This window comes from Pseudomonas sp. GM17 (genome assembly GCF_000282175.2).
Classification (GTDB): Bacteria; Pseudomonadota; Gammaproteobacteria; order Pseudomonadales; family Pseudomonadaceae; genus Aquipseudomonas; species Aquipseudomonas chlororaphis.
Window position 1 is genome coordinate 5,343,408 of record NZ_CP124732.1, and the last position, 25,432, is coordinate 5,368,839.

Here is a 25,432-nt window from a genome sequence, read left to right on the forward strand (position 1 = left end):
GCGTCGCCGTTCCTGTAGGAGCGAGCTTGCTCGCGATGGCTAGCGCTCGAACACCTGGGCCGTGGTGATCGCCATGTCCCCGCCCGGCAGCTTGATGCTGCCGATCTGCTTCAGGCTGTCGGCATCGAAGATCGCCACGTCGTTGAAGGTCCCGGCCAGGTAGATCTTGCTGCCCGCCTTGTTGAACGAAATGCAGTAGTAGGAATGGTCCAGGGTGGCGGCCTGGAGCAGTTTTTTCTGCCGGATGTCGTACTTGGCCAGGCGGTTGAGCACGCCGAACATCAGGTTCGGGTCCTTCGGCGAGCGCATGCCGCTGAAATAGATTTCCGTCAGCGGGCCGAAGTCGGTGGTTTCGCTCTTGCCGGTTTTCAAGTCGATGCTGAACAGGCCGTACAGGTACTCGGCGCTGGCCGGGTCCTGTTTCTGGTCCTTGAACTTGGCGGCGGTGTAGAGCAGCGAGAAATCATGGCGCCAGGTCTGCTGGTTCCACACGTAGAGCACGTCCGGCGCGCTGTAGTTCGGGCGTTTCCAGTGGCGGCTGGGGATCAGTACATCGAACTTGCCGGTCTTGACGTCGACCTTGTACACATCCGCCCCGGCCACATAGAGCGAGCCGTCGTCACCGCTCTGCATGATGGTCAGCTGCCGCGGCGCCGGGAAACTGCGCACCGGCTTGGCCTTGAGCCCGGCGTCGGTGGCATACACATCCAGCCGCGGCTGCTTGACCTCATAACGGTCGTTGAGCATCAGCGTCGGGTTGGCCACGGTGTACAGCTCCTTGCCGTCGTGGCTGACGGTGAAGGCGAACATCGAGCGCGCCTTTTCCCCCGGCTGCTGGGTGATGCTGGCGTGGAACACCTGCTTGCAGCTGTCCAGCTCGACCCCGTAGACATCGGCGTAGTGGTTGTTCAGCACGTAGGCGACCTTGCGGTCCGGCGCCAGTTGCACGGTGCCGGGGCCGAAGGCGTCGGGCATCTTGCAGGTCTTGTACAGCGTGTCGCTGGCCAGGTCGATCACGTGCAGGTTATTCGGATAGTTGGTGGTGACCATGTATTCATGGCCGGCGTTGAGGGCCTTGTCACTGTTGTCATCGGCCAGGACGCTGAGGGAACAGGCCCCCAGGACGGCGGAAGCGGCCAGGCCGCAGGCATTGATCAAGCGCATGCTGGAATCCTTCTACTGACCGATTACTTGTCTTTAGGGAACACGGTGCCGAGGTTGCGCCAGTTCTCGTTGGAGGCCTGGGCGTCCTTGTTCCAGTCGGGGTAGGTGCTCATCATGTCCGGCACCTGGGCCGGCCACCAGCAAGGGTCGGAGCAACCGTAGAGGTCGGCCTCCATCGGCTGGCACAAGGACGACACGCCACCGAAGGCATCGATTTCCCAGCCCGGGTCGGTGGTCGAGGCACAACCGGCCACCGAACTCATGGCGACCACCTCTTCGATACGGTTCTCGTCGGCGGCCTGCTCCAGCTTCTGGGCTTTGTTATTGATCGGCTTGAGATGTTTCATGTCAGTGGGCCTTGCGCGGAGTGATGTAACTGCTGATGAACGCAGGGTTGCGGGCCATGATCCGGCTGTAGACCTCGATGCCGAAATCCACCCAGTCACGCATCAGTTCGCAATAGTGATAGGTCGGGTGCGCCGGGTCGCCGTAGCGGGCGTAACTCTCGTGGTAGCAGCCGCCGGAACACAGGTTGCGGATGCGGCAGCTGTCGCAGCCGGTGTTGCTGCGGTCCAGGCGCTGGGACAGGAAGTCGTTGAGCTCCATCTGCTTCACCCCGCCCTCGCGCACATTGCCAAAGGTCGGCAGCGATGAGCCGGTAAAGCGGTGGCACAGGTTCAGCTCGCCCTTGTGGTCCACCGCCAGCATCTTCAGGCCGGCGCCACAGGGCAGCGCCTTCTTGTGGCCTTCGTGGATATCGGTGATCAGCTGGTGCAGGTTGGAGAAACCGATATTGCGATGCTCCAGGGCCGCCTCCAGGTAACGCCGGCCCAGGCGCTTCATGCTGGCGAAGACTTCGATCAGTTCTTCGCCTGTGAGGTTGAAGCTGCTGATGTCGCCCGAGGTCACCGGGGCAAACCCGACCTCGGCGAAACCCAGTTCGTTGAACAGGTGATCCCAGATGGTTTCCACATCGGTGACCCCGGTGGTCAGGGTCACCCGTGCGCCGACCGGGCGGCTGTCGTAGCGCGCCAGCAGCATCTGCGCCTTGCGCCGCACCACGTCATAGGTGCCCTGCCCGCCCACGGTGATGCGGTTGCGGTCGTGCACGGTCTTCGGCCCGTCGATGCTCACCGACAAGCCAAAGCGGTGGGCATTCAGGTAGTCCACCGTTTCCTCGGTGAGCAGCGTGGCATTGGTGGTCATGACGAACTCGACGAACTTGCCCGCCTCGCGAAAACGCTTCTCGCAGTAGTCGACCATGTACTCGATCAGCTTGCGGTTGCTCAGCGGCTCGCCACCAAAGAACACCACGGTGAAACGTTCCTCGTCGGGGGATTCCCTGAGCAGCATTTCCACCGAGGCGATGGCCGTCTCGACGTCCATCTTCTTGCCCGCCGAGGGCTTGTCCAGGTCCTCCTTGTAGCAGTAGGTGCAACTCAGGTTGCAGCCGGTGTTGACGTTGAGCACCACGGTGTTGATTGCCGTGCGCTCGACCCGCTTGACGGTCCATTCCTCAGTCAGCGGCGAGCCGTCGCTGACCAGCTCCAGGGCGATCAGCTCGCGCAGGGTCTCGTTGATTTCCTCGCCGTCGTACTGGCTGGCCAGCCGCTGGATCAGGTCAGTGGAAGAGCAGCCCGGCCCGCGCAGGGCATCGATGATGCTGCCGGTCAAGGCATCGCTGGCGAACAGCGAACTGCTGGGGATATGGAACAGCATGCGGTCGGCATCGACCTGCACTTCGTGCAGGTTGCGTTCGACCAGATTCAAGATAGCGCCCATTGCAAACCTCCTGTGCCGGCCCCCTTTTGGCGGGGGCCCGCGGTCATTCCGAAAGGGTGTCGTCAATCACGGACCGCGCCTTAGGGGATGGGTGGATTGTTCCAGCGTTGCACGGTGACGATCAGGTGGCCTTCGCCGGTCAGGGATTTCCCAGCGTCGTCGACGGCGGCGATCACCTTGAGGTTGCCGGCGTTGTTGGTGGACATCTTGCGCTGCGGGTTCGGCCCGGCATCGCCTGGAATGAACACGCCGCTGTCGGCCTGCATCTGGCCTGCGAACTTGACGTCCTCGTCTTCCCTGGCGCGCTCGTCGAAGGCCTCGACCTTCCACTGCGCCGGGAACACGCCGATGCGATACGGCTTGCCATCGGCGCCCTTGCCCCAGGCTTCGGCATCGAAACGGCCCTGGACTTTCGGCGTCGAACCGCCACCCTCGCCAATCCGCGCCACCGAGAACTCCGGCACCACCTTGACTTCGGAGATGCTGCTGTAGACCGACAGCGTCGGGCCTTTCAGCGTGCCGACGGTGACGTTGCGCAGGCCCGGTTGGGCATTGACGGCCGCCTTGAGCCTGACCTTGATCCGCTCCGCGCTCTGCTCGATGACCTCGAGCACTTCCACGCCTTTGCCAAAGCCCGGCTTGCCGGTGAGGCCGCTGCCGATCAGGGTGACTTCAGCTTCAGCACCGGCCTTCAGGTAACCCGGCTGCACCGCCAGCAAACGGCTGCTGCCCTGTCTGGCGGCGACGAAGTCCAGGCCGCGCTCGTCGTGCTCGGCCTCGAACATCCGGCCCTGCAATGCATTGCCTTTGGCGGCGAATACCTGGCGCATGCTCACGCCGTCGATGCTGACATTGCCGCGCCATTCGTAGCCGCTGTAGAGAATCGCGCTGCCCTCGCCGTTGAACGGGCTGCCGTCGGCGTACTGGCCCTTGATGCCGACCTTGAAGCTGTCGTTGCCATCGGCAGCGACGCTCATCACCCCGGCCAGTTCGCCCTTGCCCGGCAGGTGTCCGCTGAAGCTCCAGTCGCCCACCAGGGTCTCGGCCTTGGGCGCGCTAGCCAGCCATTGGGCCCAGGCCGGGTTGTCCAGCGGATAACGCTTGGCCAGCAGCGGCACCATCTCCTTGCGCGCCAGGTCGAACCAGTCGCGGTCGCGGGACAGCGCCTGGTATTCCAGAGACGGCCATTGGCCAAGGTGGAAGTTCACCAGGCGCTCCCACTCCTGGGCCGGGCGCCGCTGCAGGGCGACCCGCGCGCCGGAGTGGCAGCGGCCGCACATCTGGCTGGTTGGTTCGTCGAACTTCTCCACCGTGTTCAGGCGCCGCTCCAGGGCGTAACGCACGCCGTCGGTTTCGCTCGGCGCCAGGCCCTGGGTGTCGGCCAGGTATTTGACCAGGGTGCGGCGATCGTCGTCGCTGATCTGCAGGCCATGCATGACCTGCATGCGGGCGATGCTCATCAACCAGCCTTCCGGGGTCTTGCGCTGGTGGCTGATGCGGCTCAGGCCGCCCGCCGTTTCCGGGGTATGGCAGCCCTGGCAGGTTTCTTTGAGGATGGCCTGGGCATCACGCGCCGCAAGGCTGGGAGGGGAGTGCAAGGCGGCGCAGACCGCCAGCGCCAGCAGGCCGCTGGACGCGCCTGCTCGGAGTGTTCTCTTGATCAAGGTCGGACCTCCACGGAGCTTTTTATTAGCGAGCTTTATTATTGTTGTGCGTCGTTTTTATGGTTTCTGCCATGCCCGGTGGCGCCGGGCACGGAGGCAAGAGAAACGGCTGGGTTGAGCAATACACGGAGCGTGCCAGCTTACAAATGATGTGTTTTATCAATGAGTTGCTGAAGTTCAAGGACACATCTCCCAGGCAACCGCCGGCCGACCGCGTTTAATTTCGCGACAACTGTTCCACTCTGAGACGAGACCCGCCTACACCCGCAAAAGCAGAGGAGTCTTGAGAGCTAAGCACAGGAAGGGAGAGATGGCTGGCGGCGGGACAGCATTCTGAATCACCCCGAGAAATGGCTGTGGCGCCCTCCTCGGCAGCTGCTACGATGCCTGGCTTAACCGCTTCAGCCCCCGGCCCTGACAGGAATCGCGCCATGCTCAATGCCCTGCTTTTCGATCTCGACGGCACCCTGACCGACACCGACCAATTGCACCTGCTGGCGTTGCAGCAGTTGTTGCTGGAGGAAGAGGGCCGGGTGTTCACCCATCAAGAGTTCGAGGCCCATGTCAGTGGCCAGGCCAACGCCAACATGTGCCGCTACCTGTTCCCGCAGCGCTCGGTGGCCGAGCACGAGGCTTTCGCCGACCGCAAGGAAGTGCGCTTTCGCCAGCTGTCGCCACGGCTGACGCCGATGCCGGGCCTGCTGCGCCTGTTGGATTTCGCCCGGGAACACGGCATCGGCGTCTGCGTGGTGACCAATGCGCCACGGGCCAATGCCGAGCACATGCTCGACGTGCTGGGGCTGGGCGATCGCTTCGACAGCGTGCTGGTGGCCGAGGAATTGCCGCGGGCCAAGCCCGACCCGCTGCCCTATCTCACCGGCCTGGAATGCCTGGGCGCCAGCGCCGAGGCCGGGATAGCCTTCGAGGACTCGATCCCCGGCCTGACCGCCGCGGTCGGGGCCGGGGTCTTCACCGTCGGCCTGGCCACCAGCCAGAGCCCCGAGGCCCTGCTGGCCGCCGGTGCGCATCTGGTGGTCGAGGACTTCAACGACCCGCAATTGTGGGCGGTGATCGAGCGGATGCTCGGCTCGCGCTGAAGCTGCGCCCAACGGTCTGATAGGAAAACTCAGAAATAACCTAAGGCTTTTTCAGTTGTGTCTGATGGTCCGGCGCGCGTTGGCTCTTGAAGATAGCGCCCCGCACGCCTGTCGTATCAAGGACCTTCATGAACGCCCTCACCTCCCTTTCCCTGCTGGCCCTGCTGGGCCTTGCAGCCAGCACGGGCCACGCCCAGGAAGACCTCGAACCGGCCCCGCCGGAAGCCACCAGCAGTTGCCTGACCCGGGGCGAAGCCATCAAGAGCAGCCTGGAAAAACTCCTGCCCGACCCTGAGCAGCGCCAACTGGCCGGCCTGCAACGGGCGCTGGAACCGCTCAGCGACTATTGCGACGGCCTGCACTTCGAGCACAACCCGCCCCTGCGCCAGGCCGAATACCAGGTGATATTGCGCCAGATGGAACTCGACGCCGCGCAGCGTTATGGCGACCCGCGCATCATCGACAAACGCAAGGCCCGGCTGACCCACGCCCTGCAAGTCCTGCAATACGCCCTTGGCGCCCACGGCAACTGAAGCGGTTTCTTGCCCGATAAGCTTCATCACCGGCTCGCTTCGGCGAGCCCGGGCCTCCTTCAGCGCCAGACTTTCCCAACAGATTCAACGACCTGCGAAATCCGTTCGGGAGTATTCAGAATTCCTCGTGAATGGGAATGCAACCAATTGTTATGCAAGGAATTTTCTAATATTTAGCTAAGATTGTTCTGACTCGTGCCGATGGATTTTGTAGGACACAGGGAGCAATCTGGAAATGAGAAACAATCAGCCCGTTACACAACGTGAAGTGGCTTTAGGGTCAAACCAGAAACTCATCTCCACCACCGATACCCATGGCGTCATCAGCTACTGCAACGATGCCTTCGTCGACATCAGCGGTTTCGACCGCGACGACCTGATCGGCGCTCCACAGAACATTGTCCGTCACCCCGATGTCCCCCCCGCGGTATTTGCCCATATGTGGGCGGCGCTGAAACAGGGCCAGCCGTGGATGGGCATCGTCAAGAACCGCTCGAGAAATGGCGACCATTACTGGGTCAACGCCTACGTCACACCGATTTTCGAGGGCAGCCGGATCGTCGGCTACGAATCGGTCCGGGTCAAACCCAGCACCGAACAGATCCGCCGCGCGCAAGGCCTCTACCAGCGTCTCAACCGCAAGCAGCCGGCCATCCCCCGTCGGCATCGCTGGCAACCGGCCCTGCTGGGCTGGACGCCGTTCCTGGCCACGGGCCTGGCCGGTGGCCTGAGCGGCCTCTGGCTGGCGCCGCCTTTGGCGCTGGCGGTGGCCGCCGGGCTCTCCGTGCCCCTGGCGCTGCTGGCGATGCAGCACCAGGGCAATGCCGCCCGGCGCCTGCTGCAACTGGCCGACTCGTCCACCTGCGACCCGTTGATCGCGCAGATGTACAGCGACGCCCACGGCCCCCAGGCATGCCTGGAAACCGCCTTCGTCAGCCAGGACGCGCGGCTGCAAACCTGCCTTACCCGCCTGCAGGACAGCGCCGAACAGCTCAATGCCCTGGCCAGCCGCTCCGATACCCTGGCCAGCGACAGCTCCCGTGGCCTGGACCGCCAGCGGGTGGAAACCGAGCAGGTGTCCGCCGCGGTCAACCAGATGGCCGCCACCACCCAGGAAGTGGCCAGCCATGTGCAGCGCACCGCCGACGCCACCCAGGAAGCCAACCAGTTGACCGGCCGTGGGCGCGAAGTGGCCCGCGATACCCGTGAAGCCATCGAACGCCTGTCCCAGGTGGTCGGCGAAACCGGGCAGAACGTGGCGCAACTGGCCAGGGACAGCGACGAGATCGGCACCGTGGTCGATGTGATCAAAAGCATCGCCGACCAGACCAACCTGCTGGCGCTCAACGCCGCCATCGAAGCAGCCCGCGCCGGCGACATGGGCCGCGGTTTCGCGGTGGTGGCCGACGAGGTGCGCCAGCTGGCCCAGCGCACCGCACAATCCACCCAGCAGATCCATGAGCTGATCACCCAGTTGCAGAGTTCCTCGCAAAACGCCGTGCAGAGCATGGAAAGCGGCCAGCGCCAGGCCGAGGAAGGCGTCGCCCGGGTACTGGAGGCGGACCAGGCGCTGCTGGGCATCAGCGAGGCGGTGGCCAACATCACCGAGATGACCACCCAGATCGCCGCGGCCACCGAGGAGCAGAGCGCGGTCGCCGAGGAAATCAGCCGCAATATCAGCACCATCGCGCAACTGGCCGACCAGACCTCGGAGCAGGCCCATCACTCGGCCGAACTGAGCAAGGAACTGACCCGCACCGCCACCACCCAGTACTCGCTGGTGGAGCGTTTCAACCGCTAGGTTCGGGGTGTACGGGTTTATCGCGAGCAAGCTCGCTCCTACAAGTAATGCGCAAACCCTGTAGGAGCGAGCTTGCTCGCGAAAAACGTCAACGATAACGCGTATTGCCCGGTTTAACGCGGTGTGCTGGAGCTCTTCGTCGGAACGCCGCCCGGAGACAAGCTCGCGCTTACAAAAGGCCTTAACTGATCGGCATTACGCCAATGCGCGGGCTTTTTTATTCTTCGAGGGCCGTCTCAGTCGGCCGCCAGCTGTTGCCGGTACTCCTTCACGTAACCGTTGGCCAACTGGTCCTTCTGCTTGTCGTCGAGGATCTTGCCGGCCATCTGGAAGAACTTCTGTTCTTCTTCCACCAGGTGGTGATGCACCTTGTCCACCAGCTTCTTCGCCGTGGCCAGCCAGGCCGGGCTGGACATCTCGGTGTCGTCCAATGCCTCCATCAGCTCGTCCATCGCGTGGTGCTCGGCAATCGCGTGCCGGCTCAGGTCGACGCCGTTGTCGTGCTCCATCAACGGCAGGTAGAAGAAGCGTTCCTCCGCCGTCTCGTGGGCCTGTACTTCGGCCTTGAGCTGGGCGTAGGCCGCGCTGCGTTCGGGGCTGTCCCCCGAGGTGCGCATCAGTTCGGCAGCGTAGCCGCGCTGGCGTTCATGGCTCTCACGCAGGGCTTCGAATATGTTCACGGGCACATCTCCACGGCAGGCTTGTCTTGACTAGACACTGGCCGTTCGACGGCAGTTCAACCGCAGATAATGGCCGTCCCCCCTCTGTAGGAGCAGCCGGTCGACGCTCGATTGCTCGCGATGACGGACTGGCGTTCGACGCGAAAACCAGAGGGTCCGTGCCGACCTCTCGCCAGCAAGCTGGCTCCTACAGGCGGATGGGGGCCAGGCGTTACTGCTCCTCGGTCTTCTGCTCCTGGCAGTCCTTGAGCAGTTGCTGTTCCTTGGCGGTGTGGTCGGCTTCCAGGAAGCTCAACAGGCCGCTGTCGCCCTGGGTGTGCCAGCGGTAGCTGTTCTGCTCGTCGTCGGCGACATACAGCGCGCCGGAGGCTGCGCGGGCGATATGCATCGGTATCAGCTGGCCCTTGTAATACAGGGTGGCGAACGAGGCGCCGTTATCGATGTTCAGGTACGCCGCCTGCACCTCTACCCCACCCTCGCAGCGGTAGCTGGCCAGGCTGCTCTGGTACGCCGGCAGTTCCGGCTCGGCCGGGGTCGTCGCGGCCTGGGCGAACAACGGCGCCAGCAGCAAGGTGGTTCCCAGAATCGTTGCAATCTTCAATGTACAGCTCCTTGTTCAGTGCACTTTCATGACAGGCCCCTTTACGACGAAGCAGGCCCCCATAAGTTCAGGCCGGGGTGTCTCAAGGCATTCGCAATTTGCGACAGCTTGTATCCGCAGCCCTTCCGTCACATCAAATAAACCCTATTAAAATCATATAGTTAATCGCAATTAAAAACTGGCACAGCGGTTGCGAAAGCCCTCGCCTCACGCATAACAAGAGGTTCTGTCATGGCTATTGCAACCCTGCTCCCCGCCACCACCGCCTTTATCCAGCGCGCCCCGCGCATGCTGATCGGCGCCGAATGGGTCGAGGCCGCCGACGGCCAGACCATGCCGCTGCACAACCCGGCCACCGGCGAACAACTGTGCGTGGTGCCGCGGGCCACGGTGGACGATGTCGACCGCGCGGTGCTGGCCGCGCGCCAGGCCTTCGACGATTCGCCCTGGAGCCGCACCCGCCCGCGGGAACGGCAGAACCTGCTGTGGAAACTCGCCGACCTGATGCAGCGCGACGCCGAGCTGCTGGCGCAACTGGAGTGCCTGAACAACGGCAAGAGCGCCGCGGTGGCCCAGGTCATGGACGTGCAACTGGCCATCGACTTTTTGCGCTACATGGCCGGCTGGGCGACCAAGATCGAAGGCAGCAGCGTCGAGGTCTCCGTGCCGCTGATGCCCGACCAGCAGTTCCACAGTTTCATCCGCCGCGAAGCGGTGGGCGTGGTCGGCGCCATCGTCGCCTGGAACTTCCCGCTGCTGCTGGCCTGCTGGAAGCTCGGCCCGGCCCTGGCCACCGGCTGCACGGTGGTGCTCAAGCCGGCCGACGAAACCCCGCTGACCGCGCTGAAACTCGCCGAACTGGTACAGGAAGCCGGCTACCCCGACGGCGTGTTCAACGTAGTCACCGGCACCGGCATCACCGCGGGCGCCGCCCTGACCCACAACCCGCGGGTGGACAAGCTGACCTTCACCGGCTCCACCGCAGTGGGCAAGGAAATCGGCAAGATCGCCATGGATTCCATGACCCGGGTCACCCTGGAACTGGGCGGCAAGTCGCCGACCATCGTCATGGCCGATGCCGACCTGGGCAGCGCCGCGGCCGGTGCCGCCAGCGCGATCTTCTTCAACCAGGGCCAAGTCTGCTGCGCCGGCTCCAGGCTGTATGTGCAGCGCAAGCACTTCGACAATGTGGTGGCCGATATCGCCGGCATCGCCAACGCCATGAAGCTCGGCAGCGGCCTGGACGCCAGCGTCGACATGGGCCCGCTGATCTCCGCCCGGCAGCAGGAACGGGTCTGGCGCTATATCGAGATGGGCCGGGACAGCGGCGCCACTATCGCCTGCGGCGGCGAGCGGTTCGGCCCCGGCTATTTCGTCAAGCCGACGGTAATCGTCGACGTCGACCAGCAGCACTCGCTGGTGCAGGAAGAGATCTTCGGCCCGGTGCTGGTGGCCATTCCTTTCGACGACGAGGCCGATGCCCTGCGCATGGCCAACGACAGCCCCTACGGCCTGGGCGCGAGCATCTGGTCCAACGACCTGGCGGCGGTGCACCGGATGATCCCGCGGATCAAGTCCGGCTCGGTCTGGGTCAACTGCCACAGCGCCCTCGACCCGGCGCTGCCGTTCGGTGGCTACAAGATGTCCGGCGTGGGCCGGGAAATGGGTTACGCGGCGATCGAGCATTACACCGAGCTGAAATCGGTGCTGATCAAGCTCTGACGACCCGCGATAGCCCATAGCACAAGCGCTCCTCAACGGCGACGCCGGGGTCTGTCCGGCGTCTCCCGACGACTGGTTCAGGGTCGCCGACCCGCTGCCCGGCCCGCGCCCCGAACGGCTGCTACGCTCAGCCCGAGCCGGCTCGACAGCTGCCCTGCGAGCCTGGCTCACCCACCTTCAACCCACACCTCATCACCACCGAAAACCCGAGGGAAGCATCATGGGATCAAATGGATATGATCACGACGGGGTCCAATGCGGATGCCACAACCCCATCTGGAACGCTCTGAAGGACACACTCGACCCGGCCAGCCATACCGCCAGCCAGCCACAGGACGCCAATGAGCTGGCAAAGGAACCGGCCGGCGAGTCCATCATCTTTACCAACGGCACCATCTACCCCTTGCGCGACGGCAACATGGACGAACGGGTCGAGGCCCTGGGCATCCACGCCGGCGACGTGGTCGCATCCGGCACCCTGGCCGCCGTCGAAGCCCGCATGAAAACCCTGGGCATCACCTACAAAAAGCAGTCGTTGAACGGCAGGACCCTGTTGCCCGGCCTGATCGAACCCCACGCCCATATCGTGCAGAGCTGTGCCATGGAAGGCTGGCTGAACCTGGGGGCCATCGATACCGACAACCCCGATGAGCACAAGAACCAGCGGCTACGGCCCACCTATGACTGGCTCTGGTTGAAAAGCACCATCCAGGCCAACCTGCCCAAGGACAACTCGACCTGGATCCTCGGCCATCAGGTCGATCCGGCGCTGATGCCCTTCCAGGTCGTACCCCACGGCCTGAACAAACTCATCACCTTCCACTGCGGCCCCGGCGACGACATCGGCAACCTGGACACCATCGACAAGCAGCATCCGATGCTGCTGATCAGCGCGTCCATGCACACCGCCTACCTGAACACCGCGGCCAGCGATGCGGTGTTCAAGAAGACCGGCGTCAGGGCCGACAACGGTGTCCTGCAGGAAGCCCAGGTGCTGGCCGCCATCAAGAGCATTCCCCTCAGGCAGCAGCTGGAAATACTCAATATCTTCAAGCACCTCGAAGACTACTTCGACAAGGCGTCGCGCCGCGGGATCACCCTGCTCTACGACGCGATGATGGACCCCCAGTCGAAGCGGGTACTGGGCGCCTACTTCCTGACCCGCCCCAGGAAGCTGCGGATCGGTTATGCCGCCGCCTGCGATGGCACGCCCGAGGCCATCGGCAAGCTGCCGCGCTACCAGCCGGTCAGCCGGGAACAGGCCAAGCGCTTCTATCAGGGCTCGGTCAAGTTGGTGTCGGACGGCTCCAACCAGGGGCTGACGGGCTATCAGGCCACGCGCTACTGCTGCGAGGCGACGCGGCCGGTGGGCAACTTCAATTTCTGCGACCAGGACCACACCCCGGTCACCCCACCCGATGCCTACAAGACCGTGGTGCGCAATGCCGTCGAAACCGGCTGGCCGCTGATGATCCATGCCAACGGCGACCGGGCCATCGAGTTCACCCTGCAAGCCTACGAGGCGGCCTTGCAGGGCGGCAGCGCCCTGGAAAAACGCCACCGCATCGAGCACTGCTCGCTGCTGACCGCGGGCACCCTGCAGACCCTGCAGCGCCTGGGCCTGTCGCCAAGCTTCCTGATCGGTCATGTCGGCTACTGGGGCTATGCCTTCAAACAGGCGATCTTCGAAGGCAAGGCCGAGCGGATGCTCGACCTGTGCCAGTCGGCCCTGGACCACAACCTGAGAATGACCCTGCACAGCGACTGTTCGGTAACGCCGTTGGGGCCGCTGCGCTCCATGGAGCAGGCGGTGACCCGCAAGATGGAAGGCATTCGCGATGCCCAGGGGCGGTTCGTCCACGACCCAAGGCTGCAACCGATCCTCAATGAAGCCGAATGCCTGACGCGCAAGCAGGCCCTGAAAGCCATCACCTATGACGCGGCCTGGCAGTGCCACGCCGAAGGCTGGACCGGGTCCCTGCAGGACGGTTATTTCGCGGACCTGGTGATTCTCGAGCAGGATCCCCTCGACGAGAAAGTGCCGGCCACCAGCATCAGGGACATCAAGGTCTGTGAAACCTGGAAAGGCGGCCACCGGGTGTACGTCAATCCCGATCGCTGACCGTTAGCTGTCGCAAGCCGGGCGGCGGGGTTTGGATGGCCGCTGCGCGGATCGCGAGCAAGCCTCGCTCCTACAAGGGCGTCTCATCTTCTGTAGGAGCGAGCTTGCTCGCGATCAATCGTCCAGGCACCACACATCCGGCGATCGATCGCTGGCGCCTTTGCGGCGGCTGCGCCAGCCATGACAGGTACGTTGATTTCGTAGGAGCGAGGCTTGCCCGCGATCATTCGCCCAGGCGCCACACATCCGCCGATCGATCGCTGGTGCCTTTGCGGCGGCTGCGCCGCCGATCGCAGCCTGCGGCAGCGGCTACAAAAGCCGCCCCGTCGCATCAGGGCTGGTATCCCTGCCCCAGCAACCAGCCGCGCACGGCCTTGTCCTGCTCCGCACTCAGACCCGCCAGCAGCTGTTGCGCCGGTTCGTTGGGCAAGCGGCGCAACAACGGCGCCAGCTCCACCCCTTGCACATGCCAGATGCCCAGCGGCTGGTCCGGGGTGATCACCACCTCGGCTTCGTCCACCAGGCCGTCGCGCAATACCGGGGCGCGCTCGATACGCAGGGCGGAAAAGTCCGCGACGCGATGCGCCGGCTCGCGGTCCGGCCATTGCCGGCGCACCTGCCAGAACGGCTGTTCGGCCCAGCGCTGCTCGTCGGCGTAGAAATCGCGGCCGATGCGGGCAAAACGCAGGAACAGTTGCTCCACCCGCCGGGCATGGAAGCGCTGCGCCAGCGCCGCCCGTTCGGGCCGTTGCAGCAGCGTGTTGATCACCGCCGGCGCCTGCAATGCCGAGGACAGCGACTGGAAGATACCGTTGCCCGACAGCGGGTCCACGGCCATGGCCGCATCGCCCACGCGAATCCAGTTGGCGCCACACACCTGCGGGCAGAGGATCGCCGTGCTGCTGCGTGCGTGCAGCTGCACATCGTGCTGCGGCCCGTCAGCGAAAAACGCCCGCGCCAGGGCCGAAGCCTGGCGCCGCTGGCGGCAGTAATCCAGCAACTGCGCCTTGCCCGGCAGCGCGGCGCTGGCCACGTCCACCGTCAGTTGCCAGTAACACTGGCCGTCGGCCTGGCGCGCCATCCAGGCCCAGCCGTCTTCCAGGCTGTGCACGGCGCTGGCGGTGGTGCCCGGCGCGCCCTGCCAGCGGTTGAGCAGGCTGAGCGTTTCCGGGCCCCGCAGGCCTTTGCCCAGTTCTTTACTCAATGCAGGCGCCTGGCGCCCGCGGGCCTCCACCAGAAAATCCGTTAGGCGCTCGGCCTGCCCCTCGATCCGCAGCCGATGTCCGTTCGCCGTCGACTGCACCTCCAGCACCCGCCCCTCGATCAGCTCGACCCCGGCCTCGCGCAGATCCTCGCGCAGGCCGCGATCGAAGCGCGGGCGATCCAGCAGGTATTCGACGTTCTGCCCATGGCTCTGGCCGTTCCACACCACCTGACGCTGGGACGCCTGCAACGCCGCCTCCAGCCCACGCCCCAGGCCGGCGCCACGCAAGGCTTCGAGCACCCGCAGCGACACCCCTTCGAGCGCCGGGAAACGCCGCCACTCGCTGACCAGCGCCACCGCGTAACCCAGGCGGCGCAAGCCCAGGGCCACCGCGGCCCCCGCCGGGCCGGCGCCGAGCACCAGGATCGGCCTCATGTCCAGCCGCGCCGTTCGGGGCCGTGATAGCGGGCGTGGGTCCGCAGCCACTGGACCACCTGCGGGTTATCGGCGTCGCGGTGTTCGCCGAGGTAGCGGGCGATATGCCCGCTCAATGCCGCGCAGCCCAGGCTGGCGCCGGACTGGCCGGGGTGGCTGCCCTGCACACAGGCGGCGAAGTCGGCCTGCTGGCTGTCGAGCCACGACCATTCGCCGGGGGTGCAACGGGCATCGCCGGTGACCCGCAGCACCCCCGGGTAACGCGCCGGGTACACCCCCTCGCCCTGGGCCGGCGTCGAGGCGCACAACAGCACGCCACGGGCCAGGGCGGCCGCACAGGCTTCGCGCAACAGGCGGCGGTCCTGGCGCAGCCCCAGGCTGAGGTTAATCAATCGCACCTGCTGGCTCACCAGCCAGTCCAGGGCGCTGGCGATCTGCAGCGCACTGGTCACCCCGCGCTGATCGAACACCTGGGCCACACAGAAACGCGCCTGGGGCGCCCGCGCGCTGATCGCCTCGATGATCGCGCTGCCGTGGCCGAGGGGATCTTCGCGCAAGTCGCCCTCACCGACCCCGTCTTCCACCAGGTAGAAGCGCCGCCCGGCCACCACCTGCGGGCGTTGCACAGCCGTATGCCCGCTGTCGACCACGCCGATCCGCAGCTCAGGCTTCATGGGGCACCTTCACGGAGTGCAACACGCCGTCCACCAGCTCGAAACGCAGGTCGGCGTCGGCCAGGGTCGACGGCCGATGGCTGATCAGGATCCGCGTGCGTCCGGCGAACAGCCGGTCGATGGCCTCGATCACTTCGCGCTCGGTGCTTTCGTCCACCGCCGAGGTGGCTTCGTCCAGCACCAGGATCAAGGGGTCCTGGAGCAGCGCGCGGGCAATCGCGATCCGTTGTTTCTGCCCGCCGGACAGCTGCTGGCCGCGCTCGCCCAACGGGCTGTCCAGGCCCTCGGGCAGCGATTCGATCAGACTGTCCAGTTGCGCCAGCCGCGCCACCTCGGCCACCGCCGCGCGCGGTGCGTCGGGCACGCTGTAGGCCAGGTTGTCGGCCAGGCTGCCGCGGAACAGCACGATGTCCTGGCTGACCACGGCGATGCGCCGGCGCAGCTCGAACAGGTCGAGCTGGCGCAGGTCGATACCGTCCAGCAGCACCTGCCCGGACTGCGGGTCGTGGTGGCGTTGCAGCAGGTCGATCAGGGTCGATTTGCCGACCCCGGAACCGCCACCCAGGGCCACCTTCAGGCCATAGGGAATGCGTGCCTCGATGCCGCGCAGGGTGCTCGGCCGCCCCGGGTGGCTGAAGTGCAGATCACGAAAAGACAGCTCGCCACCGCTGGGCATCGGCAACGGTTGCGCCGGCGTGGTCACGCTCGGTTGCTCGCCGCGCAGCTCCATGACCCGGCCCAGGCTGACGCTCATGCGCTGGATCGCCACGTACAGCCCCAGCAGGCTCTGCACCGGCCCCACGGCCATGCCCAGGTAAGTGGAAAAGGCGATCAGTGCGCCCAACTGCCAGGTGCCCTGCACCACCCAATAACCGCCGATCAGGAACGCACAGGCCCGCGACAGCGAAGTCAGGGTGCCGGGCACCGCCTGGGTGAAGAACTCGCTGACCTGCAGGCGCAGCAACTGGCTCATGTAGCCCTGCCCCAACTGCTCCAGGCGCCGGGCTTCGCGCTGCTGCTGGCCGGCGCCCTGGATGAACTTCATCACCGGAAGGGTCTCGACCATGAACGACGACATGTCCGCCGAACGCTCGCGCAATTGCCGCACATCGCGCTCGACCTTGCGCCGCATCCAGCGCAGCCAGAGCACGTCCAGCGGAATCAGCAGCAGCGCCAGCAGCGACAGCTGCCAGGACAGGGTCACCAGCAGCGCCAGGGCCACCACCAGGCCGATCACGCTGGACACCGCGGAGAACAGCGAATCGACGGCAAAACGCTGGATCTCCGCGACGTCGCCATCGAGCCGCGACATCAGGTCGCCGATTCGCCGCTGGCCGTAGAAGCCCGGCGACAGGCGCTGCAAATGGCGGTACAGGTCGTCGCGCAGGGCGAACAGGATCCGCCCCGACAGGCGCGTGTGCAGGTAGCGGTTGATGCCCGACAGCGCGGTGCCCAGCAGCCCGGCGAGAATCATCAGCCCGGCGATCCACGCCAGCCTCGGGAAATTGCGCGCCAGCAGGCCGTCGTCGATCAGCAGCTTGGTCAGCCACGGCTGCACCAGCACCAGCAACGAGGCGCAGACCGACAGCGCCAGCAACCCGGCGATGGCCAGGCGCTGCGGGCGGATAAACCCGTACAGCCAGCGCAAGGCGGCTTGCAGGGCCACGGGGTCTGGGCTGTCCACCAGCCGGCTGAGCAGGCGCGCCATCAGCTGCGCAACTGCTTGAGCTTGCGGTACAGGGTCGCGCGACTGATGCCCAGGGCATCGGCGGCGGCGGAGACATTGCCCTGGTGGCTGTCCAGCGCCTGGCGGATCAGCTCCAGCTGGTTCTCGCGGATGCTGCCGCTGGCCGGGCGTTCGCTGGCGTTGAGATCGTCAAGCATGCTGTCGGGCAGGTGCTCCAGGCCCAGGACCGCGTCGCCCGCCTCGCGCATGGCCAGGGCGGTGCGCAGGACCATCTCCAACTGGCGAATGTTGCCCGGCCAGTGATAGCCGGCCAGCAACTGGCGCAGGTCCTCGGCCAGGGCCGCGCCGGGGCTGCCGAGCTTGGCCAGCAGGACCTCCAGCAACGCGTCGAAGTCCTCGCGCTCGCGCAGCGCCGGGAGCATCACGCTGATGCCGTTGACCCGGTAGAACAGGTCCTCGCGAAACTGCTTGTCGGCCACCTGCTGCTTGAGGTCGCGGTGGGTGGCGCAGATCAGCGCCACATCGATGTCCTGCTCTTCGCCGGCGCCCAGCGGCGCTACCTTACGGTCCTGCAGCACCCGCAACAGGCGCGCCTGCAAGGCCAGTGGCATATCGCCGATTTCATCGAGGAACAGGGTGCCGCCATGGGCCTGTTGCAGGCGACCGATCATGCCGCCACGGCGCGAGCCGGTGAAGGCGCCCTCGCGATAACCGAACAGCTCCGACTCGATCAGGCCCTCGGGGATCGCCGCGCAGTTCACCGCGATAAAGGGCTTGTCGGCGCGACTGCCCGCCATGTGCAGGGCGCGGGCGATGACCTCCTTGCCGGTGCCGGTTTCCCCCAGCAGCAACACCGGCAAGGCATTGGCCAGGCCCTGCCGGGCCATGCGCAAGGCCCGGGCATAACGGCTGTTGCTGCCGGCCAGGGTGTCGAGTTGCGGGTCGGGCTGCGCCTGGCTGGGGGCGCTTTTCGACGTGCCGCGCGGCACGCTGCTGACATTGATCGAGCGTTGCGGGGCGCGCAGGGTCTTGTAGAAAAACTCGCCCTTGGCGGTCTGCAGGCTGCCGATGCCGCCCTGTTGCAAACGGCCGAGCAGTTGCACGCCATCCACGCCGAGAAACTCTTCGCAACGCCGCCCCACCAGTGCCGAACGCTCGGCGCGCAACAACTGGCAGGCCTGGGCGCTGACCGCCAGGATCTGCCCGCCGAGACTGACCGCGAGCAAGCCTTGCCACGGCGATTCGAGATACTGCCGACGACTGTGGAACGCCAGGACAATCTGCTCGGGAAAGCTGTTGTTGAACACCCGGCTCTCGATCTGGCTGACCGCCATGCTCAGCAGCGCGGTGCTGTCGTGGATGCGGCCCAGCGGGCCTTCGCGGGTCAGGTCGAGCACGCCGAGGATCTCGCCCTGGGGGCAATGGATGGGCACCGAGGTGCAGGAGAAATGGCTCAGGCGATCCAGGTAATGTTCGCCGCAGTCGATCAGGGTGGTGCGTGCTTCCACCAGCGCCGTGCCCAGGGCATTGGTGCCACGGGTGGCTTCGCTCCAGCAGGCGCCGAGGGTGATGTCCTGCACGCCGCTGCCCTTGAGCCGGTCGGCCCGGCCTTCGACCGCAAGAATGGTGGCGTCGGCATTGGCCAGGATAATCAGGCCGTCCTTGCCCTGGCGCTCGGCCAGGTAGTCGATGGCGGGTATCGCCGCGTCGAGCAGCAGGCGATTGCTCGCCAGCAGCACCTCGAGGCTGGCGCCGGATTCCAGGGTCAGCTCCGGCTGGCCATTGAAGTGCACGCCATGGCTGAGGCTGCGCCGCCATGACGCATCGATTTCCGCACGCAATACGCCATCGGGGACTGCGCCTTCCAGATGGAGTTTTCTGCGGGCCAGCCCGGCTTGGTGCTGCAGCTCGCCGGTTGTTGTTTTTATAAGCGTCATCAAGCGCTCCGAATCGGTCCGCCCGGCACCTCCCCGGTCCATTCCCTTGGGTTGCGAGGGGCACGCAAGCCATGGGCAATGTCTACACCCGGTTCAGAAGGCAGTAAAGGGAAGTTTGGCCCGCGGCCAGCCCTGCCACTGACAGAAGCAAAACCTGCGCCACGGGAAAAACCGCGCCAGAGCATCTTGACGTTAACGTAAAGCGGATGGCAAGAGCCGTATGGCGCAAAGAAGACGCCCGCGTTATCGCCCATCGCGGGCCATCGAGCACCGCCCAGCCGCCCTACGAATGCTGGTGTTTCCGTAGGAGCGAGGCTTGCCCGCGAAGCAATCTCACAACCACAGCAATCAGCACTGCCAGGCCGAGGCTACAGATGCATCCGCCGAGACAGGCGCACCTGTACGGGCCACTGCCACTTTGCTTTGCAGGCAGGCAGGCAGGCAGGCAGGCCGAAATACACACGATTTATGGGTGCCAACCTACAACTTTGCCAATCACCCATAGGAGAGCAGCAAAGCCCAGAAGCCCGATAACGCTCCACTGCAACACGGCCAGCTTTCGTTTAAATGGCAGGGGAAAATTGTTCAAATCCTCAGCACTCAACTCCCCCCTTTTGAGATAAAAACCGGGAAACGTCACGATCCCGGAGATCCCCCCAATCAGCAACAGCTTCCCCCAAGGGCCACCATGTCTTAACGGAGCGCGGGCCATGATGGCGGAACAGTTTTTCAGATGGTCCAAGAGCTCATCCATTTTCGTATAGGCCATGTGCAACGCGACACCAATCCAGACAAGTGTGCCGAGAATCACGACGCCACCCAGATACCCGAAAGCAATCTCAGGGGTACTCATTTGTGGCTCTCGTAAATAACCTCAAACAACACCCAGCTTGACCACCGCCGCAAGGCCCGTCATGACCACTATCAGCGCTAGCGCACTCCACTGCAGCACGACCAACTTGCGCTTAAGCGCCGCAGGAAAACCCAGCAAGTCCTCGGCACTGACCCAGCCACGCTTAAGGTAAAAATGGGGGAAGGTTACAAAACCGGAAATGCTCCCGACCAGAATCAGTTTCCCCCATGGGCCACCGTGCCTGAGCGTGGTCAGCGTGCTGAGCACAGCACTGTTTTTCAGATGATCCAACATCAAGTCCATCTTGGTGTAGGCCATGTGCAAGCAGATACCAAGCACAATAAATATCCCTGCAAAATCGACGAGTCCGACCACCAGAAATATTTTGTCTGCCGTATTCAGGCTCATTTGACCGCCTCATAAATTTTCTCGGCCATTGCTTCCCCGGCAGAGTTACCAACGACACCAGCCGTAAAAGAAGCACTTCCTACAACCACGACACCACAAGCCAACGAGGCTAAGCCAGCAGTTGGAACACCCAGTGCGACGCACAGTGTTCCGACAATAGGCGTCGTTAAAAAGGCTTCAAGGCGCAGCCACATACCCCCCTCCTCCCTGATAAACGACGCGTCCAAGCAAGCCGTTGAGCGTGTTGGCGCTATTGATAAGGCGGGGGGATGGTGCTGACCGTCATCTGTCGGCTCAAGCGGATAGAACACTTGAACAGGGTAAAAACGTGTATTTCAGGAGAGTCCTACAAGCGTGCCTGAACTTGTCTGACGCTAGAGCCGGATCAAGGTCTGAGCAGGCACATTGCTCGCTGGCGGCCCTGTTACGTTCAGTCATTGAGTCGGGGCTTGCGCTCATGAAGGCGCGTCATTACTCTGCGCCGGTCGCTGCCAAATCAGCGTCCGGGTGTAGGAACCCGTCATCAAGAAGCGTACAAGCGCCCAAGTTGTGCGGGCGCTTTTTGCTGCCTATGCGTTATGGCGGCTGTACGCGGGCACGCTTCGGCGTGACCGGGTCTTGTGTGCCGGTTTCCTACCCCGCGTGCAGCCGCCACCCAGGCTGTAGGAAGTTTGGGTGATGGCTCCTCACACACAAGGAGCTACATCAATGAACGGATATATCCCGCTTCACAGCACTGCCACCGAGCATCCTGTCCTGCTGATCGATTCCAGCGCCTCGCTGGTGGACTTGCTGGCCTGCGCCGACCGGCGCGTTCGCGCCATTCACAAACTGATGAACAGCCTGTCTTGCATGACCGCGCGTACCGCGGATGAAAGTGATTTGTTCCAGATCGCCGATATCGCCTCGCTGCTGCTGAGCGATGGCGTGGCCTTGCTGGATGTGGCGCAGGGCAAGGCGATGCAAGGGCCGTCTCTAAGCGCTTGAGCCCCTTCCCGACGTCCTCTGCGACAGTCTGTTGCAGGCATTAAAAAGCCCCTGGATCTTTTGATTCAGGGGCTTTCGTATGAGGACACACAGAAGCAACGCGTTATCACTGAGGTTTATCGAGGGCAAGCCTCGCTCCTGCAGAGCCATGGCCATCGCCGTCCTGTAGGAATGCGAAACGATCTGACAGCCACCGCGCTCAAAGCTTCCAGGCCCCAGCTTCGGCAAAGAATGCCCGTGCGTTGTCTTCCAGGCTTTCCAGGTGGTAGCCGCCTTCCTGCACGATCAGGCACGGCAGGCCGAGGCTGTGGATGCGTTCGCCGAGGCGGGCGAAACCTGCGCGGGTTACCGCCACTTTGCTTTGCGGGTCGAGTTCGTAGATGTCGAAGCCCAGGGACAGCACCAGCACTTTTGCGTCGAAGCTTTTCACCGCCGCCAGGGCGGTTTCCAGTTGGGCGAGGAATTCGGCTTCGCTGGCGCCGTGGGCCATTGGCAGGTTGAGGTTGTAGCCCTGCCCCGCGCCGCTGCCGCGCTCGTCGGCGAAACCGGCGACGCCCGGGTAGAAGTTGGTCGGGTCGCCGTGCACCGAGACGTACAGCACGTCGTCGCGTTCGTAGAAGATTTCCTGGATGCCCTGGCCGTGGTGCATGTCGGTGTCCAGCACCGCGACCCGGGCGAATTTTTCGCGCAGTACCTGGGCGGCGATCGCCGCGTTGTTCAGGTAGCAGAAACCGCCGGCGGCTTCGGCCCGGGCGTGATGGCCCGGCGGGCGGCACAGGGCGTAGGCCGCCGGTTCACCGTCGAGCAAGGCGCGGGCGCCGGCAATCGCGCTTTGCGCCGACCAGTAGGCCGAACGCCAGGTCAGTTCGCCCACCGGGCAGCTGCCATCGGCCAGGTAACGCGCGGCCTGGGCGAGGATGCCGCGCAGAGCGTTGGGCTCGCGGACGAAGATGTTCGACATCACCTCGTCGCCCCAGTCCTCGGGAATCTCCTTCCAGCGCTGGTGGGCTTCCTTGAGAAATTGCAGGTACGCCGCGCCATGCACCGCCAGCAGCGGCTCCAGGCCGGCATCCTCCGGTTGCAGCACCTCAAAGCCCAGGGAGTGCGCAGCCTGGACCAGGCGCTGGGCGCGCTCGGGCACTTCCTGCGGGGTGCGCATCTGGCCGCGGGAGTAATAGCTGCGCGGATGGTGCAGCAACTGTTCGGGGTGGAAAAAACTGCGCATGACCTTCTCCTTATTCGACCTGGCCGGCGCGGGCCAGCACGGCGTTGAGCAATACGTCGGTGCCCTGGCGCACGTCCTCGGGCAGTACGTCTTCGGCTTCGTTGTGGCTCAGGCCGCCAACGCACGGGATGAAGACCATGGCCGTGGGGCAGAATCGCGCCAGGTGAATCGCGTCATGGCCAGCGCCACTGACGATCGATTGCTGAGCGTAGCCCAGGCCGTCCACCGCCTGCTGCACCGCCGCCACGCAGTCGGTATCGAAGGGCGTGGCCGGGCTGATCCAGTGCGGGCTGATGGTCACCTTCAGCTGGCGTTGTCCGGCGATGGCGCCAAGCCGCGCGCGGACCTCCTGCTCCATCGCGGCGATGGCGCTGTCGCGGTGGTGCCGCAGATCGACGGTGAACTGCAACAGGCCGGGAATGGTGTTGCGCGAAGACTTGGCGATGCTCAGCTCACCGACGGTGGTCAGGCCCTCGGGGGCAAAGTCCGTGGCCAGGGTTTCGATCGCCAGGATCATCTGCGCGGCGCCGTAGAGCGCATCCTTGCGCAGCGGCATCGGCGTGGTGCCGGCGTGAGCCGCCATACCTTCGACCTGCACGTCGAGCCAGCGGATCGCCTGGCCACCGCTGACCACGCCGATGCTCTTGGCGTTGTCTTCGAGGATCGGCCCCTGTTCGATATGCGCCTCGAAGTAGGCATCCACCGCCCCACCCAGGGGCCGCGTACCGGCGTAGCCGGTGGCGTGCAGGGCCTCGACGACGCTGATGCCGTCGGCGTCGCGCACCGCCAGGGCGCTCTCCAGGTCCATGATCCCGGTGAACACCGCCGAGCCGAACATGGCCGGGGTAAAACGCGCGCCCTCCTCGTTGGTCCACACCGCTACCTCCAGCGGCTTGCGGGTCTGGATTTGCAGATCGTTGAGGCGGCGCACCACCTCCAGGCCGGCGAGCACGCCGTACACGCCATCGAAGCGCCCGCCTTCGGGCTGGGTGTCGAGGTGGCTGCCCATCATCACCGGGGCGGCGTCGGGGTCACTGCCCGGACGGCGGGCAAACAGGTTGCCGATGGGGTCAACGCTCAGGCTCATGCCGGCCTCGCGGCACCAGCTTGCAAACAGCTCGCGCCCGGCCTTGTCGTCCTCGCTCAGGGCCAGGCGGCAGCTGCCGCCACGGGCGGTCGCGCCGATTTCGGCCATGGCCATCAGGCTCGCCCACAGGCGTTCACCGTTGATCTTCAACATGCTTCGGTTCTCCGGATTCGATTAGGGTCTGTACGAAAAGTCGGCGAGCGAAGGTCAGGCAAGGCAAAAACAGGCGAGGAAGCGGAGTTTAGGGGCCTAAATGAGCATTCCGAGCCTGTTTTTAACGCAGCATGACCGAGCGCAGCCACTTTTCGTACAGAGCCGGGGCTCAAGCCATTTCCAGGCGGTGGACGGCTGCATGGCGACGGGCCAGGGCCAGCACGCAGAGCAGCGAAATGGTCGCGATCAGGCTGTAGAACAACGCCATCGGCCACCACTGGCCGGCGAATTGATGGGCCAGCCAGGTGCCGATCAGCGGCGTCAGGCCACCGGCCACGGCGCCGCAGATCTGATAGGCCAGGGAGATCGCGGTGTAGCGCACGCGGGTCTCGAACATGCCACTGACGTAGCCGGCGATCACCGCATAGAAAGACGCCATGCACACCACCGCCAGGGCGATGCCGAGGATGATCAGCGGCGCCTGGCCGCTGCTCACCAGCACGAACATCGGGTAGGGCGAGGCCATGGCCAGCAACGACACCAGGCACAGGAAGCGCGTGGCGCCGATCTTCTCGGCGGTCCAGGCCGCCAGGGGCTGGATGCAGAACTGGATGATCGCCACCACGAACAAGCATTCCAGGATCAGCGAGCGCGGCAAGCCCAGTTGCTGGGTGCTGTAGGCGATCATGAAGGTGTTGGTGAAATACACCCCGGCGATGCCTAAGGTGTTGGCGCCGATGCACAGCAGCAGCGGGCGCCAGGCGCTGTGCAGCACCTCCATCACTGGCGCCTGTTCCTTGCGCAGACTCTTGTGCGCCTGCTCGCGGCTGGCGAGGAATTCCGGCGACTCATTGACCCCCAGGCGAATTGCCAGGCCCACCACCAGCAACAGCGCACTGGCGAGGAACGGCAGGCGCCAGCCCCAGCTCATCAGGTCTTCTTCGGGCAGGCGGGTGACCGCGCTGAAGGCCAGCAGCGACAGGATCAACCCGGCCGGGCTGCCCAACTGCGCAAAGGAAGCGAAGAAGGTGCGCCGGCCCCTGGGCGCATGCTCGCCGGCCATCAACACCGCCCCGCCCCACTCGCCACCGACGGCGATGCCCTGGACGATGCGCAGCAGGATCAGCAGCACCGGCGCCGCCGCGCCGATCTGTGCATAAGTCGGCAGCAGGCCGATGCACACCGTGACCACGCCCATCATCAGCAGGGTGATCACCAGGGATTTCTTGCGCCCGATGCGATCGCCGATATGGCCGAACACGATGCCGCCCAATGGCCGGGCGAAGAAGCCCACGGCGAAGGTGCCGAAGGCCGCCATGGTGCTGAACAGTTTGTCGTCGGAGGGAAAGAACAAGGCGCCGAACACCAGCGCCGCGGCGGTGGCGTAGATGTAGAAGTCGTACCACTCGATCATGGTGCCGATAAAGGCGGCGGCGGCCGCACGGCGCGGCTGTGGCGAAGCTGAAGGCTTCATGGATCGTGCTCCTTTGATTATTTTTCTGGCAGGAGAGAACGGGAATGCCGAGGCGCTCTGACGGCGCCTGTCTGGGAGGGATTTATCGTCGCGAGGCTATAATTAGTCAATTTTCTATTTATTATGCTAATTATTATCGCTG

21 protein-coding genes and 2 pseudogenes are annotated in these 25,432 nt (G+C 64.6%); 7 read left to right on the forward strand and 16 right to left on the reverse strand.

Annotation, left to right across the window (positions count from 1 at the left end; all coding sequences use genetic code 11):
• Positions 1-39 precede the first annotated feature (39 nt).
• From peaD to peaA, 4 genes are all read right to left on the reverse strand, one after another.
• Entirely contained in the window at positions 40-1,164 is a 1,125-nt protein-coding gene (gene peaD / locus PMI20_RS23665; protein ID WP_007921891.1) for a quinohemoprotein amine dehydrogenase subunit beta, read from the reverse strand.
• A 23-nt stretch (positions 1,165-1,187) separates the two neighbouring features.
• On the reverse strand, positions 1,188-1,511 hold the full coding sequence (gene qhpC, locus PMI20_RS23670; RefSeq protein WP_007921889.1) for a quinohemoprotein amine dehydrogenase subunit gamma: 324 nt from the start codon (positions 1,509-1,511) through the stop codon (positions 1,188-1,190).
• A 1-nt stretch (position 1,512) separates the two neighbouring features.
• A complete protein-coding gene (gene peaB, locus PMI20_RS23675) occupies positions 1,513-2,946 on the reverse strand; it encodes a quinohemoprotein amine dehydrogenase maturation protein (protein ID WP_007921887.1) in 1,434 nt (477 codons plus the stop codon).
• An 80-nt stretch (positions 2,947-3,026) separates the two neighbouring features.
• Positions 3,027-4,607, reverse strand: a complete 1,581-nt coding sequence (peaA, locus tag PMI20_RS23680) for a quinohemoprotein amine dehydrogenase subunit alpha (RefSeq protein ID WP_037033863.1) — start codon at positions 4,605-4,607, stop codon at positions 3,027-3,029.
• Positions 4,608-5,041: 434 nt separating this feature from the next.
• Between peaA and PMI20_RS23685 the strand changes: the two genes are divergently transcribed.
• The 4 genes and pseudogenes from PMI20_RS23685 to PMI20_RS31045 form a co-directional block, all read left to right on the forward strand.
• Entirely contained in the window at positions 5,042-5,707 is a 666-nt protein-coding gene (locus tag PMI20_RS23685; RefSeq protein WP_007921882.1) for an HAD family hydrolase, read from the forward strand.
• A gap of 128 nt (positions 5,708-5,835) precedes the next feature.
• Positions 5,836-6,240: a DUF1090 family protein gene (locus PMI20_RS23690; protein WP_007921881.1), complete on the forward strand. Its 405-nt coding sequence runs from the start codon at positions 5,836-5,838 to the stop codon at positions 6,238-6,240.
• Positions 6,241-6,475: 235 nt separating this feature from the next.
• Positions 6,476-6,742 (forward strand): annotated as a pseudogene (locus PMI20_RS31040) (PAS domain-containing protein); the annotation flags it as partial.
• A gap of 354 nt (positions 6,743-7,096) precedes the next feature.
• Positions 7,097-8,041, forward strand: a pseudogene (locus tag PMI20_RS31045) (methyl-accepting chemotaxis protein); the annotation flags it as partial.
• A 236-nt stretch (positions 8,042-8,277) separates the two neighbouring features.
• Here the strand turns inward: PMI20_RS31045 and PMI20_RS23700 are convergent.
• Both PMI20_RS23700 and PMI20_RS23705 read right to left on the reverse strand, forming a co-directional pair.
• Positions 8,278-8,721 carry a hemerythrin domain-containing protein gene (locus PMI20_RS23700; protein WP_007921878.1) on the reverse strand — a complete coding sequence of 148 codons (444 nt, stop codon included), beginning with the start codon at positions 8,719-8,721 and terminating at the stop codon, positions 8,278-8,280.
• 211 nt (positions 8,722-8,932) lie between these two features.
• Complete coding sequence (locus tag PMI20_RS23705; RefSeq protein ID WP_007921876.1) at positions 8,933-9,322, reverse strand: MliC family protein; 390 nt, start codon at positions 9,320-9,322, stop codon at positions 8,933-8,935.
• Between the two features lie 231 nt (positions 9,323-9,553).
• On the opposite strand from PMI20_RS23705, the gene PMI20_RS23710 reads away from it, so the two are divergent.
• Positions 9,554-11,044 carry an aldehyde dehydrogenase family protein gene (locus PMI20_RS23710; RefSeq protein WP_007921874.1) on the forward strand — a complete coding sequence of 497 codons (1,491 nt, stop codon included), beginning with the start codon at positions 9,554-9,556 and terminating at the stop codon, positions 11,042-11,044.
• Positions 11,045-11,264: 220 nt separating this feature from the next.
• The gene (locus PMI20_RS23715; protein WP_007921872.1) at positions 11,265-13,166 is read left to right on the forward strand and encodes an amidohydrolase; all 1,902 of its coding nucleotides are present in this window, start codon (positions 11,265-11,267) and stop codon (positions 13,164-13,166) included.
• Positions 13,167-13,497: 331 nt separating this feature from the next.
• On the opposite strand, the gene qhpG is transcribed toward PMI20_RS23715, so the two are convergent.
• The 7 genes from qhpG to PMI20_RS23750 form a co-directional block, all read right to left on the reverse strand.
• Entirely contained in the window at positions 13,498-14,805 is a 1,308-nt protein-coding gene (gene qhpG, locus PMI20_RS23720; RefSeq protein WP_007928235.1) for a flavin-dependent monooxygenase QhpG, read from the reverse strand.
• The gene (qhpE, locus tag PMI20_RS23725; RefSeq protein WP_007928233.1) at positions 14,802-15,479 is read right to left on the reverse strand and encodes a subtilisin-like serine protease QhpE; all 678 of its coding nucleotides are present in this window, start codon (positions 15,477-15,479) and stop codon (positions 14,802-14,804) included. The genes qhpG and qhpE overlap by 4 nt, the downstream gene beginning before the upstream one ends.
• Positions 15,469-17,187, reverse strand: a complete 1,719-nt coding sequence (locus PMI20_RS23730) for an ABC transporter ATP-binding protein (RefSeq protein ID WP_007928232.1) — start codon at positions 17,185-17,187, stop codon at positions 15,469-15,471. Before PMI20_RS23730 ends, qhpE begins: the two co-directional genes overlap by 11 nt.
• The gene (locus tag PMI20_RS23735; RefSeq protein ID WP_007928230.1) at positions 17,187-19,103 is read right to left on the reverse strand and encodes a sigma-54-dependent Fis family transcriptional regulator; all 1,917 of its coding nucleotides are present in this window, start codon (positions 19,101-19,103) and stop codon (positions 17,187-17,189) included. Before PMI20_RS23735 ends, PMI20_RS23730 begins: the two co-directional genes overlap by 1 nt.
• A 466-nt stretch (positions 19,104-19,569) precedes the next feature.
• A complete protein-coding gene (locus PMI20_RS23740; RefSeq protein WP_007928228.1) occupies positions 19,570-19,956 on the reverse strand; it encodes a hypothetical protein in 387 nt (128 codons plus the stop codon).
• Positions 19,957-19,977: 21 nt separating this feature from the next.
• Positions 19,978-20,364 (reverse strand): hypothetical protein, encoded by a 387-nt coding sequence (locus tag PMI20_RS23745; RefSeq protein WP_007928225.1) that lies wholly within the window; start codon positions 20,362-20,364, stop codon positions 19,978-19,980.
• Positions 20,361-20,558, reverse strand: coding sequence for a hypothetical protein (locus PMI20_RS23750; protein ID WP_177323800.1), 198 nt, complete (start codon positions 20,556-20,558; stop codon positions 20,361-20,363). Before PMI20_RS23750 ends, PMI20_RS23745 begins: the two co-directional genes overlap by 4 nt.
• Positions 20,559-21,072: 514 nt before the next feature.
• On the opposite strand from PMI20_RS23750, the gene PMI20_RS23755 reads away from it, so the two are divergent.
• Positions 21,073-21,351, forward strand: coding sequence for a hypothetical protein (locus PMI20_RS23755; protein ID WP_007928223.1), 279 nt, complete (start codon positions 21,073-21,075; stop codon positions 21,349-21,351).
• A gap of 199 nt (positions 21,352-21,550) precedes the next feature.
• Here PMI20_RS23755 and PMI20_RS23760 read toward each other — a convergent pair whose 3' ends face one another.
• From PMI20_RS23760 to PMI20_RS23770, 3 genes are all read right to left on the reverse strand, one after another.
• Positions 21,551-22,576: a histone deacetylase family protein gene (locus PMI20_RS23760; RefSeq protein ID WP_007928221.1), complete on the reverse strand. Its 1,026-nt coding sequence runs from the start codon at positions 22,574-22,576 to the stop codon at positions 21,551-21,553.
• Positions 22,577-22,586: 10 nt separating this feature from the next.
• Positions 22,587-23,816: a Zn-dependent hydrolase gene (locus PMI20_RS23765; protein ID WP_007928219.1), complete on the reverse strand. Its 1,230-nt coding sequence runs from the start codon at positions 23,814-23,816 to the stop codon at positions 22,587-22,589.
• A gap of 169 nt (positions 23,817-23,985) precedes the next feature.
• Positions 23,986-25,290 carry an MFS transporter gene (locus PMI20_RS23770; RefSeq protein WP_007928217.1) on the reverse strand — a complete coding sequence of 435 codons (1,305 nt, stop codon included), beginning with the start codon at positions 25,288-25,290 and terminating at the stop codon, positions 23,986-23,988.
• Between the last annotated feature and the right edge of the window lie 142 nt (positions 25,291-25,432).